This window comes from Kitasatospora sp. NPDC048722 (assembly GCF_040650235.1).
In the GTDB taxonomy this organism is placed as follows: domain Bacteria; phylum Actinomycetota; class Actinomycetes; order Streptomycetales; family Streptomycetaceae; genus Kitasatospora.
This window is the reverse complement of the sequence record NZ_JBEZGX010000025.1, coordinates 71,311-85,587: the sequence shown is the minus strand read 5'-3', so window position 1 is coordinate 85,587 and position 14,277 is coordinate 71,311. Positions and strand designations below refer to the sequence as shown.

Here is a 14,277-nt window from a genome sequence, read left to right as displayed (position 1 = left end):
GTGTCTCCATGCTGCTGATCCATGACGGGGAAACCACCGACGACGCGTCCGTGCCGCGCACCGGAGGTGTCCCGCTCGTGCCTGGCGGGTTCGTCTGGCCGACGTGCCGCGCGTGCGGTGGAGCCATGCAGTTCCTCGCCCACCTGCCCCTGGACACCGGTGTGTTCTCGGTGTTCTTCTGCCAGAACGATCCCGGCATGTGCGACGACTGGGATGCCGCTTCGGGTGCCAACCGCGCGTACGTCTTCTCCGGCGAGCTCACCGCGGCCACCGTCCCGGCCGACGGCGAGACGCTCCTGGGCGCGGTCACCGCGCTGCGCCTCCACCGCGATGACGAACCCGTGGACGGGCTGGTCCTCGGACGGCTCGGCGGTGAGCCGGACTGGATCCAGGACGACGAGACGCCCGACTGTCCTTCGTGTGCAACCCGTATGACGTTCACGGCGGAGCTGGAGGAGGGGTACGACTTCGCCACCTCCGCGAACTTCGGCGGCGGGGGCCGGGGCTACCTCTTCGACTGCCGACCCTGCGGCGAGGCCGCGTTCCTCTGGCAGCGCTGATCTCCGCGATCCGGACCCTCCGGTTCTAGGGGTTCTGGCCCCTGCGGTCGTCCCGCGGGCGGAGCCAGCTCCTCTTCGAGAGGAGGCGCTGCGCCGCGGTGACGATCGGGTGCTCGGCCGCGATCCGGGCGGCCTGCTCGGCCGCGCCGGGGTGGCCGCGTTCGTCGGCCCAGCCGTACCACTCGATGGCCGCCCGGTACGAGCCGTTGCGCTCCAGCGCGCGGGCGCCGTCCAGGATCGCCCCCAGATTGCCGGCCTCGCCGGCGCGTTGGAGCCAGCCGAGCGCGATCCGGTGGTCCTGGGCGGTGCCCGACTCCAGGTGGAGGCGGGCCAGCTTGCGCATCGCCCCGGCGTCGTGCGCCGCGGCCGCGTGCTCGAGCCAGTGGCGGGTGCGGGCGGGGTCGAGGGTGGCCATGATCGACGCGGCGGCGCGGTCGCCGGCCTCGGCCAGGGCGCGGTAGCGCTTGACGGCCGCCTTCCTGAGCCGCTTGCGCTCCTGGCCCGTGGGGGCGGTCTCGTGCAACACCAGCGACAGGCGGGCGACCTCGCGAGGTGCGGTGGGGTCACCCTGTTGCTCGGCCGCCAGGAAGCAGGTGAGTGCGTGCGCCGGATGGCCGTTGAGTTCGTGGAACTGCGCCTGCTCCCGGGCGGAGAGCGACGTGGAGGGGATCGGCACCTTCGCGGCGGAGGGGGGTCGGGCCTTGGACGGCGCGGACTTGGCGGGGGCGGGTGCCTTGGCGGGTGTGGACGCCTTGGTGGCGGGGGCCTTCTTCGCGAGCTTCCGTGTCGGTGCCGGAGACTGCGCCTGCGCCGGTGCCTTGGCGGGTGCGGCCGCCTTGGCCGGGCCGGCGGCCCTCGTCGCTCTGGATGGCGCAGGGGCTCGATCCAGACCCTTGCGCAGCCGCTCCGCCTCCGCGCCCGCCGCAGGGTGGTGGCTCTCGGCGGCGCGCCGGTACCAGGTGAGCGCCTGCTCGGCCCGGCCGGTCCGTTCGAGGATCTCCGCGGCCCTCACCATCGCGTGCGCATGGCCCGCCTGCGCGGCCTTCAGGTACCACCGCAGCGCCTCGGGGACGCGGGTCTCCTTGTGGTACCAGCTCGCGACATCGAACGCGGTGACGCCCTCGTTGCCCGGCGGTGCGTCCCGGTACGCGGTCAGGAGCCCGCGCTCGCGCCAGGAGACGCCCACCTTGAGTCGCGCGACGGCGTCGGTGGCCTGCTGGTTGGAGCCCTTGGCGGCGACCGGTTCGAACCAGACCAGCGCCTCGGTCCGTCCGACGCCGTCCGGTTCGGCCTCCGCCAGTGCGCCCAGGCGCATCGCCGCCTGGGACTCGCCGCCCCGGGCGGCCGTCCGGTACAGCGCCACGGCCTCGGACCCGCGGTGCGGGAAGTACCGCTCGATCAGCTGCGCCGCCTCGCGGGCGGCGGTCTTGTTGCCGGCCCCGGCGGCCCGCAGCATCCACTGCAGGGCGTCCTGGACGTCGCCGACCGTCTTGACGGCCAGGGCGACCTGACGCATCGCGTTGGCGTTCCCGGCCTCGGCGTCGGCCCTCCACCTGGCTCCGGGCTGGCCGGCGTACGGCGTGGAGGGCTTCTCCTTTCGCGCCGCGGGCTGTTTCGCCGTGGGCTGCTTCGACGCTGTCGGCGGCTGGGTCGTCCCCTGCCGCTTTCCGGTGGCCGTCGGCGACGCCGCGAGGTTGCGCTCCTCGCGCTTCCAGCCGTCGGCGGTGGGGGAGAGGCCCGGCCCGGTCGGTGGCACCGTCAGCGACTGCCGCGGACCCGCGGCCGCGGGCCGGCGGCGCAGCGGCTCGCGCAGCTCGTTCGCGACCTGCCAGCGGTCGACGATGGCGGCCAGGACGGCGGAGGGCAGCCAGCCGGTGACGTCCGGCTCGGCGGCCGGCAGCAGGGCGGCGAGCCGGCTCGTGGTCGGCCGGTTCTGCGGAAGGGGCTCCAGGCACGGGCGGACCACCCTGGCGACCGCTGCCGGGAGGCCGTCCAGCCGGGGCCGGCCGGCGAGGATGTCGGCCGTGATCTCCGATTCGGAGCCGGCCCCGAACGGATGGCGGTCGAGCGCCGCATAAGCGAGGACCAGTCCGAGGGAGAACACGTCCCCCGGCCGCTCCACCGTCCGGTTCCTCAGTTGCTCGGGCGAGGAGAACGCACGGGTGCCGGGGTTGCCCGCCCCGGTGAGGGCGGTCCCGTCGGTGCGGGTGAGGTCACGGGCGATGCCGAAGTCGATGACGCAGGGGCCGTGGCTGTCCAGCAGGACGTTGGAGAGGTTGAGGTCCCGGTGGACCAGGCCGACGGCGTGGATCCGGGTCAGCGCGTCGACCAGCCCCGCGGCGAGGACCTGCCAGGTGCGCCCCTTCAGCGGGCCGCCGCAGACGCGGAGCGCCGACCGGAGGTCGATGCCGCGCATGTAGCGGGTGGCGAACCAGGGCTCGTCGGCGGTGGTGTCGGCGTCGACGACCCTGGCCGTGTGCCGGCCGCCGACCGCGCGGGCCGCCCGCACCTCCCGGACGAAGCGTTCGCGGTAGGTGCGCTGGTCGGTCGCCAGGCGGTCCGGCCTGATCACCTTGAGCGCGACCTCGCGCCCCGCCCAGTCGCCCGGCTCGATCCGGCGGGCGTAGTAGACCGTGCCGTACCCGCCCTCACCGAGTCTGCCGTACAGCCGGTACGGGCCGATCCGATCCGGATCGGTGTTCCAGAGGTGTTCCAACTCGTCTTCCTCGTCGCCTCTTTGACTGTTCCGCCGGACTGGACCGGGTCCGCCGTCCGCTTCCGCTCAGCCCAACCGGGTGGGTTCGTCCGCCCTGGACGAGCGCCGGGGTGCCTTGGCCGGCACCGCCGCCGGGCGTTCCCCGGGCCACTGCTGGCCGCTGCGGCACAGGACGACGCCGGGGGCGATGAGGATCTCGTCGTCCGGGCCGAAGGGGCGGAACAGGGACTCCCGCGGGCGCCGCGGTGACTCCTCCCGCAGGCGCGGCAGGTCCGTCCAGGCGGTGGGCCGCGCGCCGGGCCGGGCGGTGCGGATCGCGCAGCCGGCCATGCTGGTGTCGAGCACCTGGAGGGCGCCCCGGCGAGAGGTGAGGACCAGGTGCTCGCGGCTGATCGGCTTCCGGCGCTCCTCGGCGAGGTGGCACAGCTCGATGCGGTCGAGGTTGGCCCGGCCGAGGACGAACTCCACGCGTTCGTCCTGCACCAGGTTGTGCCAGGCCCGGCACTGCCCGTCCACCATGACCTTCAGCTGGACGCGGGGACGGCGCGGCCCGGTGTCGGTGAGCAGCGTGCCGTGCGTGCGGCAGACCACTCGCCCGCGCCGGAAGGCCGGTGCGGGGTGGCAGCCCGGCAGGGGGCAGCGCCAGGACCGCTCCAGCACCTTGCGCCGCGGCCGGCCCTCGAAGAGCATCCCGTCGCCCCGCAGCCGGTCCTTCTCGCCCTCGAGGGAGATCTCCCGGTCGGAGTAGACCCGCATGTCGCGCAGGACGAGCCGCACCGGTCCGCCGTGCGGGCGCACCGGTTTGAGGAAGCGGTCGCGGTTGCCCTGGATCCACCGGTGCTCCGCCCGGTGCCCGATGAAGTTGTCGCCGCTGATGACCCTGATGCGGTACTCGTCGGCCTGTTCGAGCAGGTCGAGGTCGGCGGTGCCGACCGAGGCGATCAGCCCCCGGTCCCGCCACTCGCGCAGCAGACGGGGCTCGTCCGGGTGCGGGTACTTCCCGTCGGACTCCGGCCGCATCAGGCTGTCGTCGGCGATCGCGTGGACGGTGACCCGGTCGTCGCCGGTGAACTCCCGCAGGGCGCGCAGGACCAGGCGCAGCCGCCCGAGGGCCCGGGGCGCCTCCCCGCCGAGCGCGGTCTCCCGCACGACGTTCGACAGGTCGATCAGGTAGTCGACGTCCTCGGCGTCGCCGCGCAGGTGGCGCTCCATCCGCCGGAACTGCGCCTGATCACTCGCCACTTCCACCCCCGCACGTTCCCGCGCCCCGACCGGTGGTACGAGGCCGCGCGTTTGAGATCTTCCCTGATGCTGTGACGATCAGAACGAACCGTGTGGCCCTCGGCTTGTCGGACGTCGCCAACCGTGCGACGTTCCCTGCGTCGTCAACTGTGCCTGCAGTAGCCGGATGGGTTGGCGGCCGGTGGGAAACACTGGTACTGCAAGTCTGCGGCGCGATGGCTCAGGAAGCGGCCGATGCATCGGTCCTTGCCGACTCGGCCATGGGTTGCGCAGAAGGCGAGAGCCGCGGAACCGTCGCTGAAGGGGCCCGGTTCGTAGATGACCCAGTACCCGGGGCGCAGTGAGGCGAAGTCGTCGCTTCGCAAGACCTGGGCCGTTGGTACGTCGGCCCGGACCTGTGCCAGCCGTTGGTCCCGAGTGGCGATGCCTGTGGAGACCGGTTCGGAGTAGAGCTGTGCGATCCAGCTGTCCGCGCCACCTTCTCCTGCTCCGGCGACCGTTGTGGCGGGTGCCGGAGGGGAAGCCGGGGGCTGGTTCGGCGCTGGTTCCGGGGTCGGAGTGGGAGCCGGAACCGATACTTCGACCGGTGATCCGGGAGATTGCGCGGCCGAGGAGGGGTGCGTGAAGACGCCGCTGATGAAGGCCACCGCGATCGCACCGATCGCCCCGACAATCGCCGCAACGATCTGAACTGTGTGCTGCTTCAACCATGGGTCGGAAGAAGGAGAAGCCATGTCACGCCCCTGCATCAGTCATGGAAAAGCAGGCCAGCTGATCATCAGTCAGTCACCGTTGGTCAAAAGGTACATGACCTCCGGGTGCGATGCCCCGGGGCCGGGATTTTCGTAGCTGGACCGTGGCAGGGCCGTGACTGCCGGACGGGCGGGGCGGTCGCGGCGAACGTGCGGTGGCCGCGTCCGCCGCCGAGCCGACCGATCACTTGTCGGGCCGTCAGCCGCTCCGCGCCGTGCCGCCGATCACCGGGACGTCCCGATCCCGGGCAGGGCCTCGAACACCGGACCCGCCGACGCGCTGGACCACTTCGCGCCCCGGAGGTCCTCGGCTGCGCCGAGGTCCGCAGCGGCTGTCGGCACCTGGAACGGGGGTCAGGCGTAGTCGGCCGTGGGTTGGTCGATCCCGGGGCCGCCGGGGTGGGGGGTCCGGACGTAGCCGTCCGGAGGTGTGGGGAGTGCCTGGACGCAGGCTTCGGAGCAGGCGTTGACCAGGAGCGGAAGCACGTCGGTGGCGACCCGCAGGGAGATCCACGCCTGGTGGGTCCCGATGCCGTCCAAGGGCCGGTTGCACACACTGCACGCACCGACCGCCGGGGAACCCCGTCCCGTTGCCCCGCCGCCGGACCGGAGCGGGGGGAACGGTGGGCGGAACTTCTCGTTCCCGTACAAGGCGCGCGTGCTCACCGTGCTCCGCTTCAGGTCCGGGCACCTGGTCAGCTCGTACGGGAACCAGTGCAGCCGGTACGACGTGTATGGTGCTCGTCTCCCCGCTGATCGCGTACACGGTGACGGTGTCGGTGGACGGGAACGGCTTCGTGGCCGCGTTCGTGTGCGGCATCGCCTTCCGGTTCATCCGGCAGGCACCCGTCCGCCGGCACGGCGCCTCGGCTCCGGACGTCTCGGACTTCCAGCTGATCGAGGACACCAACTCGATCATGACGATGGGCATGTGGTTCTTCTTCGGCAACGCCGTCGTGCTCACGGTGAGCGAGGGCGTCGACTGGTCGATCGTCGTGGTCGCGGTCGCCGCGCTCACCGTGGTGCGGATCGTGCCGGTCCTGCTCGCGTTCCTCGGCTCGACGTTCAGCCGGCGCGAACGGCTCATGGTCGGCGCGCTCGGTCCGCGCGGCACCACGTCCATCGTGTTCGGCCTGCTCGCCTTCAACGGCCTCCCGGACGGGCCGCTCGCCGTCACCGCGCTGGACACCATGACGCTCACGGTGCTCGGCAGCATCCTGATCCACGGTGCCGGGTCCGTGGCCATCGCACGGCTCCTGAACGGTCGGTCCGCCGGGCCGGTCGCGACCGCCGCGACCCCGGGGCACGAGGAGGCCGGGGCGCCGAGGGAGTGACGGCCGGCCGGGGCGGCGCCGGGTGCCGCGCGGTGCGGCGTGAGAGGCTGAACGTCATGGAACAGCGCGTACTCGGCCGCACCGGCCGTCCCGTCTCGATCGTCGGACTCGGCACCTGGCAGCTCGGCGCGGACTGGGGGGACGTCCGCGAGGAGGACGCCCTGGCCGTGCTGGACGCCTCCGTGGCGGCCGGCGTCACCCTCTTCGACACCGCCGACGTCTACGGAGACGGCCGCAGCGAGCAGTTGATCGGCCGCTACCTGAAGGGCCGCCCGGACGCCGGGGTGTTCGTCGCCACGAAGTTCGGCCGCCGGGTCGAGCAGCGGCCCGAACACTACCGGCTCGCCAACTTCCGGGCCTGGGCGGACCGTTCACGGGCCAACCTGGGGGTGGAGCGGCTCGACCTGGTGCAGTTGCACTGCCCGCCGACGCCCGTCTACTCCTCGGACGAGGTGTTCGACGCGCTGGACACCCTGGTGGCGGAGGAGCGGATCGCCGCGTACGGGGTCAGCGTGGAGACCTGCGCGGAGGCGCTGACCGCGATCGCGCGCCCCGGTGTCGCGAGCGTGCAGATCATCCTGAACGCCTTCCGGCTCAAGCCGCTGGAGCGGGTGCTGCCCGCCGCCGAGGCCGCCGGGGTGGGGATCCTGGCCCGGGTGCCGCTGGCCTCCGGACTGCTGTCGGGCCGCTACACCCGGCAGACCGTGTTCGCCGCCGACGACCACCGGACCTACAACCGGCACGGCGAGGCCTTCGACCAGGGCGAGACCTTCTCCGGGGTGGACTTCGCGACCGGTGTCGAGGCGGCGGCGGAGTTCGCCGCGCTCGCGCCCGAGGGCGCCACGGCGGCGCAGACGGCGCTGCGCTGGATCACCCAGCAGCCGGGGGTGACGACGGTGATCCCGGGTGCCCGCAACGTGGCGCAGGCGCGGGCCAACGCGGCCGCCGCGGACCTGGCACCGCTGCCGGGGGCCACCCTGGAGGCCGTGCGGGAGCTGTACGACCGCCGGATCCGGCCGCAGGTGCACGACCGCTGGTGACGGCGGCCGGCCGTGGGGCCGCAGTGGCTGAAGAGGGTGCGATCAGCGGTGCGATATAGAGATCCCATGGGAGATGACGGCACCGACGGCCTGTCACGCGACCCTGCCGAGGTGATCGCGTCGGTGATGGCCGCGTCGCGCCTCTCCGTCGCCCTGTCGGCCCGCGCGCTCGCCGACGTCGACGTCTCGCTGAGCGTGCCCCAGCTGCGCACGCTGGTCGTGCTGAAGAACCTCGGCTCCACCAAGCTCGCGGTGCTCGCCTCGGCGCTGGCCGTCAACCCGTCGACGGCCATGCGGTCGGTGGACAGGCTGGAGGCCGCGGGCCTGGTGGACCGTCAGGCCAATCCCGGGAACCGCCGGGAGGTCGTGCTGAACCTGACCCCGGCCGGCCGGCGACTGGTGGACGAGGTCCTCGGCCACCGGCACCGCGAGGTGGCGAAGATCGTCGCGCGGCTCTCGCCGGACCAGCGCTCCGCGCTGGTCGAGTCCCTGCCCCGGTCGTCAAGACGCTGATCCGGTCCCTGTCGCTGGGCTCCGGGATCTCGGGTGGCGTGCTGGTCGGTGCAGGTCAGGGGCGCTGACGGCGTCGCGAAGGGTGGCTCCCGCCTGGCCCGGCGGCGCTCGATCCCGGCGGCACAGTAGCGTTACGTTGATATGGCATGTACGCTGCGTGTCGCTGGTTGAACACCATGCGGGCCTGGTCGCCACTCCGTGGGGGGAGTCACGTCCAGGCCCGGTCGCCGGCCAGGCCTCGGTTGGGCTCGTGGGGGAGCTTCAGCCGAGGCCGTCGGTGGCTGTCATTGTTATGCCCGCCCTGACGGTGTTTCAGTCATGACGAGGCGCGAAGGTTTCGGCGGAGGGGAACTTTTTTGCGATTGCCGTCGGACCAGCGCCCATGCGGGGCCGCGGCCTGCGGTTCCTCAGGGGAACAGCGCCGTGGCGATGGCACTTTCCACGGACGGTCTCCTCCTGGCGGGTGGGTTCGACGGTCATCGTGACGCTGGCGGCGCGTCCGTCGTCGGTGGCGGCGCTCCAGGTCTCGAAGCCGGGGACGGCGCCGTTGTGGTACCAGGCGGTCCTGCCGCACGGCAGCCGTGTGCTCATGATCCCCAGTCCGTGGCCGTAACCGGGCTTGCTCGGGCGGACGGTGGTGCGCATCTGCTTGCGGGGCCCTTGAGGAGCCGACCGCGCAGGAGCTCGGAGAAGAAAGAACGGGCGAGGTCGGAGCCGGTGGAGACCATCGCACCTCCCGCCCAGGATGTTCGCCGCCGGGGACGAGCTCGACGGTCGGGCTCGGGTCCCAGGTCCTACGGCGCCGTACTCCTGTGGACGTGCACGTACCGCTGGAACCAAGAGCCCACGCCCCCCGGTGGGTTGGGGCGTGGGCCGGCGAGGGGCGGGTCGTCGGGTCAGGGCTCGAGGCGGATGCGGACGCGGCGGTTCTGGCGGCCCTTGTTCTCCACCTTGGTGACGGTGATGCGGCCGATCTGGCCGGTGGAGGCGACGTGGGTGCCGCCGTCGGCCTGGGCGTCGAGGCCGACGATGTCGACCACGCGGACCTCGGGCATGTCCGGCGGCGCCTTGAACTGGGTGCGCACGAGGTCCGGGATGGCCTCGGCCTCCTCCTTGGGCAGGGTCCGGACCACGATCTTGCGGTCGGCCGAGATCTCCGCGTTGACGGCGTCCTCCAGAGCCTGCTTGAAGCCCGGCGGGACCTCGGGCAGGTTGAAGTCCATCCGGGCCTCGCCCGGCTCCATGTTGTTGCCCGTCACCAGGGCGCCGAAGTCCCGGAAGACGGTGCCGCACAGGACGTGGAGCCCGGAGTGGGTGCGCATCAGGGAGCTGCGCCGCTGGTCGTCGAGGGCGCCGGTGACGGTGGTGCCAGCGGGCGGGACGGGGTCGCCCGGGGCCGGCAGCAGGTAGAGGTCGTCGCCCTTGCGGGTGCCGATGATCGAGGTCTGCACGCCCTGCCAGATCAGCACGCCGTGGTCCGGCGGCTGGCCGCCGCCACCGGGGTAGAAGGCCGAGCGGTCCAGGACGATCCCGGCCTCGGGATCGGCCGGATCCGACCACAGGACCGTGCAGTCCCATTCCCTCAGCGTGACGTCTTCCCAGTCCAGCCGGTACGTGCGGCCGTGGTGGTCGATTCCCATGGGCAGTTGGAGCCGCGGCCGCCCGACCGGGCCCGTCGGCTCCCTCTCCTTTCCGGTGACACTGCGGTAGTTCTGCGGTACGCGTGGCGATCCCCGCGCGCGGACCTGCCCGAAACCGCCTGTACGGCCGCGCGTCGCCAGTCGCTCCGAGCATACGCGGTCCGTCGTCGGACACGTGACGCTACGTCAACTCATCAGCCGGAGCAGCGCGGCGGTCGCGGCACCGAGCGCCACCACGAGGAGGAAGGGCGCCCGAAGGAGCGCGGCCACCACCGCGACGCCGAAGCCGGCCGCGCGGGCGTCCAGGACGAGGCCGTGGCCGCGGCTGAAGGTCTGCACGGCGACCAGTGCCGCGAGCAGGGCGACGGGCAGCAGCGCCGAGATCTCCTGGACCCGCCGCCGCTTGAGCACCGACTCCGGCACGCACAGGCCGGCCAGCTTGAGCAGGTAGACGCCGAGGCTGCCGAGCAGGATCGCGGTCCACATCAGCGGCTCTCCTTCCGCAGCGCGAGGCCGGCGACGCCGGCGACCAGGCCGGCGAGCAGCACCGGCACCCCGACGGGCAGGAACGGCACCCCGGCGAGCGCGACGGCGGCCGCCGCCACGGCCACCGCCCAGAACCGCCGTTCGCGCAGCCGGGGCATCAGCAGGGCGACGAACGCCGCGGGCGACGCGACGTCCAGGCCGAGCGCCTCCGGATCGGGCAGGACCTTCGCGCCGAGGGCGCCGGCGAGCGTGGCGATGTTCCAGCAGACGAAGACGGCCGCGCCGGTGGCGTAGAAGGCCAGCCGCGCCTCGCGCTCGGTCCTGCGGCCCATGGACATCGCCGAGCTCTCGTCGAGCACCAGCTGCGCGGTGGCCACCCGCCGCAGGCCACCGACCTGCAGGAGGGCGGAGAGGTTCAGCCCGTAGAGGCTGTTGCGCACGCCCAGCAGGGTCGCGGTCGCCGCGCCGGTGAGGGCCGCGCCGCCGGCGCCGAGGACGCCGATCACTGCGAACTGCGAGGCGCCGGAGAACATCAGGAGGGACAGCACGCAGCTCTGCACCACCGAGAAGCCGGCGACGACGGCCAGGGCGCCGAAGGACAGGCCCAGGGCGCCGACCGCGAGCCCGACGCCCACCGCGTCCCGCAGCACGGCGGCTCTCTGCCGCGGCCAGCTGTCGGCGGTGGGTACCGGGCTCGCGGTGGGTTGCGCTTTGGTCATGGGTTCCGCTCTCGCAGCACGATCGTCAGTTCGTCGTGCGCCTTGGCGCACAACTCAGCGGCCGCGTCGGGGGTTTCGCCCTCGGCGATGACGTAGCCGAGCCGATGGTATGCGTTCTTGGCGGGCTCCACCCGCTGTTCCGGGCGAGCCGTGACGGTGACATGGCGGATGCCTTCGACGGCCTGCGCCGCCTCGGTCCCGGAGACGTGCGAGAAGGTGCCCTCGCGCTCGACGAGCAGGAAGCGGATGGCGGCGGCCCGGGTGGGGGCGCGGTCCAGCCGGGGCGGGCGGCCGAGGGCGGCGCGGACCTGCTCCTCGAGCAGGTTGATCCCGGTGGAGAGCCGGACGAGCTCGGGGATCATCCCGCCCGCGAGGCGGCCGTTCACCTCGATGACGGCCGCGCCCTCCGGGGTGAGCCGGACCTCGGTGTGGGCGGCGCCGTTGGTCAGCCCGACCGCCCGCACGGCCCGCCGGGCGGCCCCGGTCAGGTCGTCCGCGACGTGCGGCGGCACGGCGGCCGGGAAGACGTGGCCGTGCTCGACGAAGTGCGGCGGGCCGCCGAGGTGCTTCTGAGTGATCCCGACGCAGCGCACCTCGCCCGCCCAGCTGAACGTCTCGACGCTGAACTCCGGTCCGTCCAGGTACTCCTCGACGAGCACCGTGCCGGCGGTGGCCTGGCCGCGGACGTTGACCGTCTCGGCGAGGATCACCCGGCTCTGCGCGACCGCCTGTTCGGTCGTCGAACAGAGCAGCACGTTGTTGGAGCCGCTGTCGTCGGCGGGCTTGACCACGCAGGGCAGGCCGATCCGGGCCACCGCCTCCGGCACCTCCGCCGGGTCGGCCAGGATCGCGAACCGCGGCTGCCGGACACCGGCCTGCGCCAGGCGGGCCCGGGTGAGCGCCTTGTCGCGGCACGCGGCCATGCTCTCCACGGAGTTCCCGGGCAGGCCCAGGAGCGTGGTGAGTCCGGCCACCGCGGGGAGGTAGAAGTCGCTCGTGGTGGCGACCCCGGCGATCTCCTCCCGGCGCCAGGTGGCGCGGACGGTCTCGCGCAGTGCCGCGGCGGAGTTGGTGTCGCAGGTGACCACCTCGCAGCCGGTGTCGGCCACGCCCGGGTAGCGCTCGGGGGAGTTGGTGAGCAGGACCGGGGTGAGTCCGAGGTCCCGGGTGAGCCGCAGGGCGAGCATGCCGGTGCCGGTGGTGTTCGACTCGACGAAGAGCAGGCGCTGGCGGTCCGCGGAGCGTTCGATCTCCTCGGCGCGGGACCAGCGCTCGGCGACCTGGCTCGGGGTGATCGTGACCGGCGCGGTGGCGGGCACTTGCCGGTCCACCTGGTGCTCGGTCCAGTAGGCGTCGTCGTAGATGGTGCGGGTGTAGCGGTCCCCACGGTCGGGGAGGATGCCGACGATCTTCGTCCCCGGGGCTGCCCGGGCCGCCAGGTGGCGCAGCAACTGGTAGACGGACCCGGAGGTGTTGCCCGCGAAGATCTGCTGGTCGCGGGCGAGGTCGCGGGTCGCGGTGAAGGCCTCCAGGTCGTTGAGCCAGTGCACTTCGTCGATCAGCCGGCGGTCGAGGTTGCCCGGCATCAGGCTGTTGCCGAGGCCGCTCTGCTTGCGTCCGGGCCGGTCGGGCTGGCCGAACAGGACGCTGCCGACGGAGTCCACCCCGACGACCCGCAGCTCGGGCAGGGTGGTCCGCAACTGCCGCGCCGTGCCGCAGAGCGAGCCGCCGCTGCCGACCGAGCCGACCAGCACGTCGAACCCGCCCAGGTCGTCGAGCAGTTCGGCGGCCAGGGCGCGGTAGCCGGCCGGGTTGTCGGGGTTTCCGTACTGGTCCGGCCAGAACGCGCCGGGGAGTTCGGCGCGCAACTGGGCCAGGAGCTCCAGGCGGGCGCCCTGCCAGCCCGTCCCGGTCATGGCCTCGACGATGTGGACCTCGCACCCGAGGGAGCGCAGTTTGGCGAGGGTGATCTCGTCGATGCGCGGGTCGGTGACGATGTGGACGGGGTGGCCGAGCGCGCGGCCGACGAGGGCCACGCCGAGGGCCATCGTCCCCGAGGAACTCTCGACGATCGCGGCGCCGTCGGACAGGGCGCCGGTCCGTTTGGCGGTCAGGATGATGTTGCGGGCGACCCGGTCCTTCATGCCGAAGAGGTTCTGGCACTCCAGCTTGGCAAAGACCTCCACGCCGGCGGGTGCGTCGAGGCGCAGCCGGACGAGCGGGGTGTGGCCTATCGCGTCGACAACACTGTCAAAGAGCACAGTCTCCTCCGATGGAGCCGGCGTGGTGGACAGAGGGGTGCGGGGTGTCGTAGTCGGCCTTGCCGAGCGTGCGGTGGACCTCGACCGCGCCCGGGAGGCGGGCGCAGCGGGCGAGGACCTGTTCGAGCCGCTGCGGGTCGGTGCCGTGTTCGCCGAGGAGGATGCCGAGGACGGTGCCGCTGTGGGCGACGACCAGGCCGAGGCCGTCGTGGTCGCGGCAGATCCGGTGCAGCTCCTCGAAGTCCGGGCGGGGGAGCCGGCGGGTGTGCAGTTCGGCGCTGCGGGTGGCGACCTCGCCGATCGTGGCGAGGTCGCCTGAGCCCACGGCGGTGCTCAGGGTGTCGAGCAGGTCGCGGTACTCGCGGCGTTCGCGCAGGGTCGGCGCCGTGACGGTCCGGTTGAATCCGACGGTGTCGACCGTGCCCCCGGGGTCGTGGGCCACGACGGTGAGCGGGGGCAGGAAGCCGAGCCGCTCGCGCAGGCGCACCTCGCGGTGGTAGTAGCTGACGACGCCCGCGTACATGACGCCGTCGGACGGCTCGATCCCGCGCAGGAAGTACTCGATCTCGGGTTCGGTGAGCGTGATCCCCAGGGCGTCGGCCACGGCGCGGGCGGTGGCGACGAGGTCGGCCGAGGAACTGGCCAGGCCCTTGCCCTCGGGTATCGCGGTGTCGAGCTCCAGGGTGCCGCCGCCGATGTACCCGTGGGCGCGCAGGATCCGGGTGGCGAGCCGTCGGGACTTGTGCTTCCAGGCGGGTGTGACCGTGATCTCGTCGGTGGTCGTGGTGGCCCGGAAGACGGCCGTCGACCAGGCGTCGATGGGCAGGGTCACCAGGAACCGGCGCTGGCGTTCCAGCAGCATCCCCTGCAGCAGTTCCCCGAAGGTGCCGTTGGCGACCCCGATGCCCGCTTCCTTCCGTATGAACATGGTGGTTTCCTCGTTGACCGTCATCGGCCGTCGGTGGGTGTCCATGATCGTCCGTCGCCGTGCGGCGCCGGGCGTTGCCGTGTCCC

General features: G+C 72.8%; 13 protein-coding genes. 4 read left to right on the top strand and 9 right to left on the bottom strand.

Features of this window, described 5'->3' with window-relative positions:
• Positions 1-8 precede the first annotated feature (8 nt).
• Positions 9-560 carry a hypothetical protein gene (locus AB0C76_RS19990; RefSeq protein ID WP_359966798.1) on the top strand — a complete coding sequence of 184 codons (552 nt, stop codon included), beginning with the start codon at positions 9-11 and terminating at the stop codon, positions 558-560.
• A 25-nt stretch (positions 561-585) separates the two neighbouring features.
• Here the strand turns inward: AB0C76_RS19990 and AB0C76_RS19985 are convergent, their stop codons facing one another.
• The 3 genes from AB0C76_RS19985 to AB0C76_RS19975 all read right to left on the bottom strand — a co-directional run bounded on the left by AB0C76_RS19985 (position 586) and on the right by AB0C76_RS19975 (position 5,810).
• Positions 586-3,276, bottom strand: a complete 2,691-nt coding sequence (locus tag AB0C76_RS19985) for a serine/threonine-protein kinase (RefSeq protein WP_359966795.1) — start codon at positions 3,274-3,276, stop codon at positions 586-588.
• A gap of 66 nt (positions 3,277-3,342) precedes the next feature.
• The gene (locus tag AB0C76_RS19980) at positions 3,343-4,518 is read right to left on the bottom strand and encodes an FHA domain-containing protein (RefSeq protein ID WP_359966792.1); all 1,176 of its coding nucleotides are present in this window, start codon (positions 4,516-4,518) and stop codon (positions 3,343-3,345) included.
• Positions 4,519-5,624: 1,106 nt separating this feature from the next.
• Positions 5,625-5,810, bottom strand: a complete 186-nt coding sequence (locus AB0C76_RS19975; RefSeq protein WP_359966789.1) for a hypothetical protein — start codon at positions 5,808-5,810, stop codon at positions 5,625-5,627.
• A gap of 194 nt (positions 5,811-6,004) precedes the next feature.
• On the opposite strand from AB0C76_RS19975, the gene AB0C76_RS19970 reads away from it, so the two are divergent.
• The 3 genes from AB0C76_RS19970 to AB0C76_RS19960 all read left to right on the top strand — a co-directional run bounded on the left by AB0C76_RS19970 (position 6,005) and on the right by AB0C76_RS19960 (position 8,157).
• On the top strand, positions 6,005-6,604 hold the full coding sequence (locus tag AB0C76_RS19970; RefSeq protein ID WP_359966786.1) for a cation:proton antiporter: 600 nt from the start codon (positions 6,005-6,007) through the stop codon (positions 6,602-6,604).
• Between the two features lie 56 nt (positions 6,605-6,660).
• A complete protein-coding gene (locus AB0C76_RS19965) occupies positions 6,661-7,644 on the top strand; it encodes an aldo/keto reductase (RefSeq protein ID WP_359966784.1) in 984 nt (327 codons plus the stop codon).
• A 66-nt stretch (positions 7,645-7,710) separates the two neighbouring features.
• The gene (locus AB0C76_RS19960) at positions 7,711-8,157 is read left to right on the top strand and encodes a MarR family transcriptional regulator (RefSeq protein ID WP_359966782.1); all 447 of its coding nucleotides are present in this window, start codon (positions 7,711-7,713) and stop codon (positions 8,155-8,157) included.
• Positions 8,158-8,469: 312 nt separating this feature from the next.
• On the opposite strand, the gene AB0C76_RS19955 is transcribed toward AB0C76_RS19960, so the two are convergent.
• From AB0C76_RS19955 to AB0C76_RS19930, 6 genes are all read right to left on the bottom strand, one after another.
• Positions 8,470-8,802 (bottom strand): hypothetical protein, encoded by a 333-nt coding sequence (locus AB0C76_RS19955; protein ID WP_359966780.1) that lies wholly within the window; start codon positions 8,800-8,802, stop codon positions 8,470-8,472.
• Positions 8,803-9,053: 251 nt separating this feature from the next.
• On the bottom strand, positions 9,054-9,797 hold the full coding sequence (locus AB0C76_RS19950; RefSeq protein ID WP_359966777.1) for an alanyl-tRNA editing protein: 744 nt from the start codon (positions 9,795-9,797) through the stop codon (positions 9,054-9,056).
• Positions 9,798-9,983: 186 nt separating this feature from the next.
• Positions 9,984-10,283: an AzlD domain-containing protein gene (locus AB0C76_RS19945; RefSeq protein WP_359966774.1), complete on the bottom strand. Its 300-nt coding sequence runs from the start codon at positions 10,281-10,283 to the stop codon at positions 9,984-9,986.
• A complete protein-coding gene (locus AB0C76_RS19940; protein WP_359966771.1) occupies positions 10,283-11,002 on the bottom strand; it encodes an AzlC family ABC transporter permease in 720 nt (239 codons plus the stop codon). Before AB0C76_RS19940 ends, AB0C76_RS19945 begins: the two co-directional genes overlap by 1 nt.
• Positions 10,999-13,263, bottom strand: coding sequence for a pyridoxal-phosphate dependent enzyme (locus tag AB0C76_RS19935; RefSeq protein WP_359966768.1), 2,265 nt, complete (start codon positions 13,261-13,263; stop codon positions 10,999-11,001). The genes AB0C76_RS19940 and AB0C76_RS19935 overlap by 4 nt, the downstream gene beginning before the upstream one ends.
• Positions 13,253-14,191, bottom strand: coding sequence for a kinase (locus AB0C76_RS19930; protein ID WP_359966765.1), 939 nt, complete (start codon positions 14,189-14,191; stop codon positions 13,253-13,255). The genes AB0C76_RS19935 and AB0C76_RS19930 overlap by 11 nt, the downstream gene beginning before the upstream one ends.
• Positions 14,192-14,277 lie beyond the last annotated feature (86 nt).

Coding starts and splice junctions, on each gene's coding strand:
- AB0C76_RS19990 (WP_359966798.1), top strand. CDS start 9: ATGCTGCTGATCCATGACGGGGAAACCACCGACGACGCGTCCGTGCCG.
- AB0C76_RS19970 (WP_359966786.1), top strand. CDS start 6,005: ATGGTGCTCGTCTCCCCGCTGATCGCGTACACGGTGACGGTGTCGGTG.
- AB0C76_RS19965 (WP_359966784.1), top strand. CDS start 6,661: ATGGAACAGCGCGTACTCGGCCGCACCGGCCGTCCCGTCTCGATCGTC.
- AB0C76_RS19960 (WP_359966782.1), top strand. CDS start 7,711: ATGGGAGATGACGGCACCGACGGCCTGTCACGCGACCCTGCCGAGGTG.
- AB0C76_RS19955 (WP_359966780.1), bottom strand. CDS start 8,802: ATGCGCACCACCGTCCGCCCGAGCAAGCCCGGTTACGGCCACGGACTG.
- AB0C76_RS19950 (WP_359966777.1), bottom strand. CDS start 9,797: ATGGGAATCGACCACCACGGCCGCACGTACCGGCTGGACTGGGAAGAC.
- AB0C76_RS19945 (WP_359966774.1), bottom strand. CDS start 10,283: ATGTGGACCGCGATCCTGCTCGGCAGCCTCGGCGTCTACCTGCTCAAG.
- AB0C76_RS19940 (WP_359966771.1), bottom strand. CDS start 11,002: ATGACCAAAGCGCAACCCACCGCGAGCCCGGTACCCACCGCCGACAGC.
- AB0C76_RS19930 (WP_359966765.1), bottom strand. CDS start 14,191: ATGTTCATACGGAAGGAAGCGGGCATCGGGGTCGCCAACGGCACCTTC.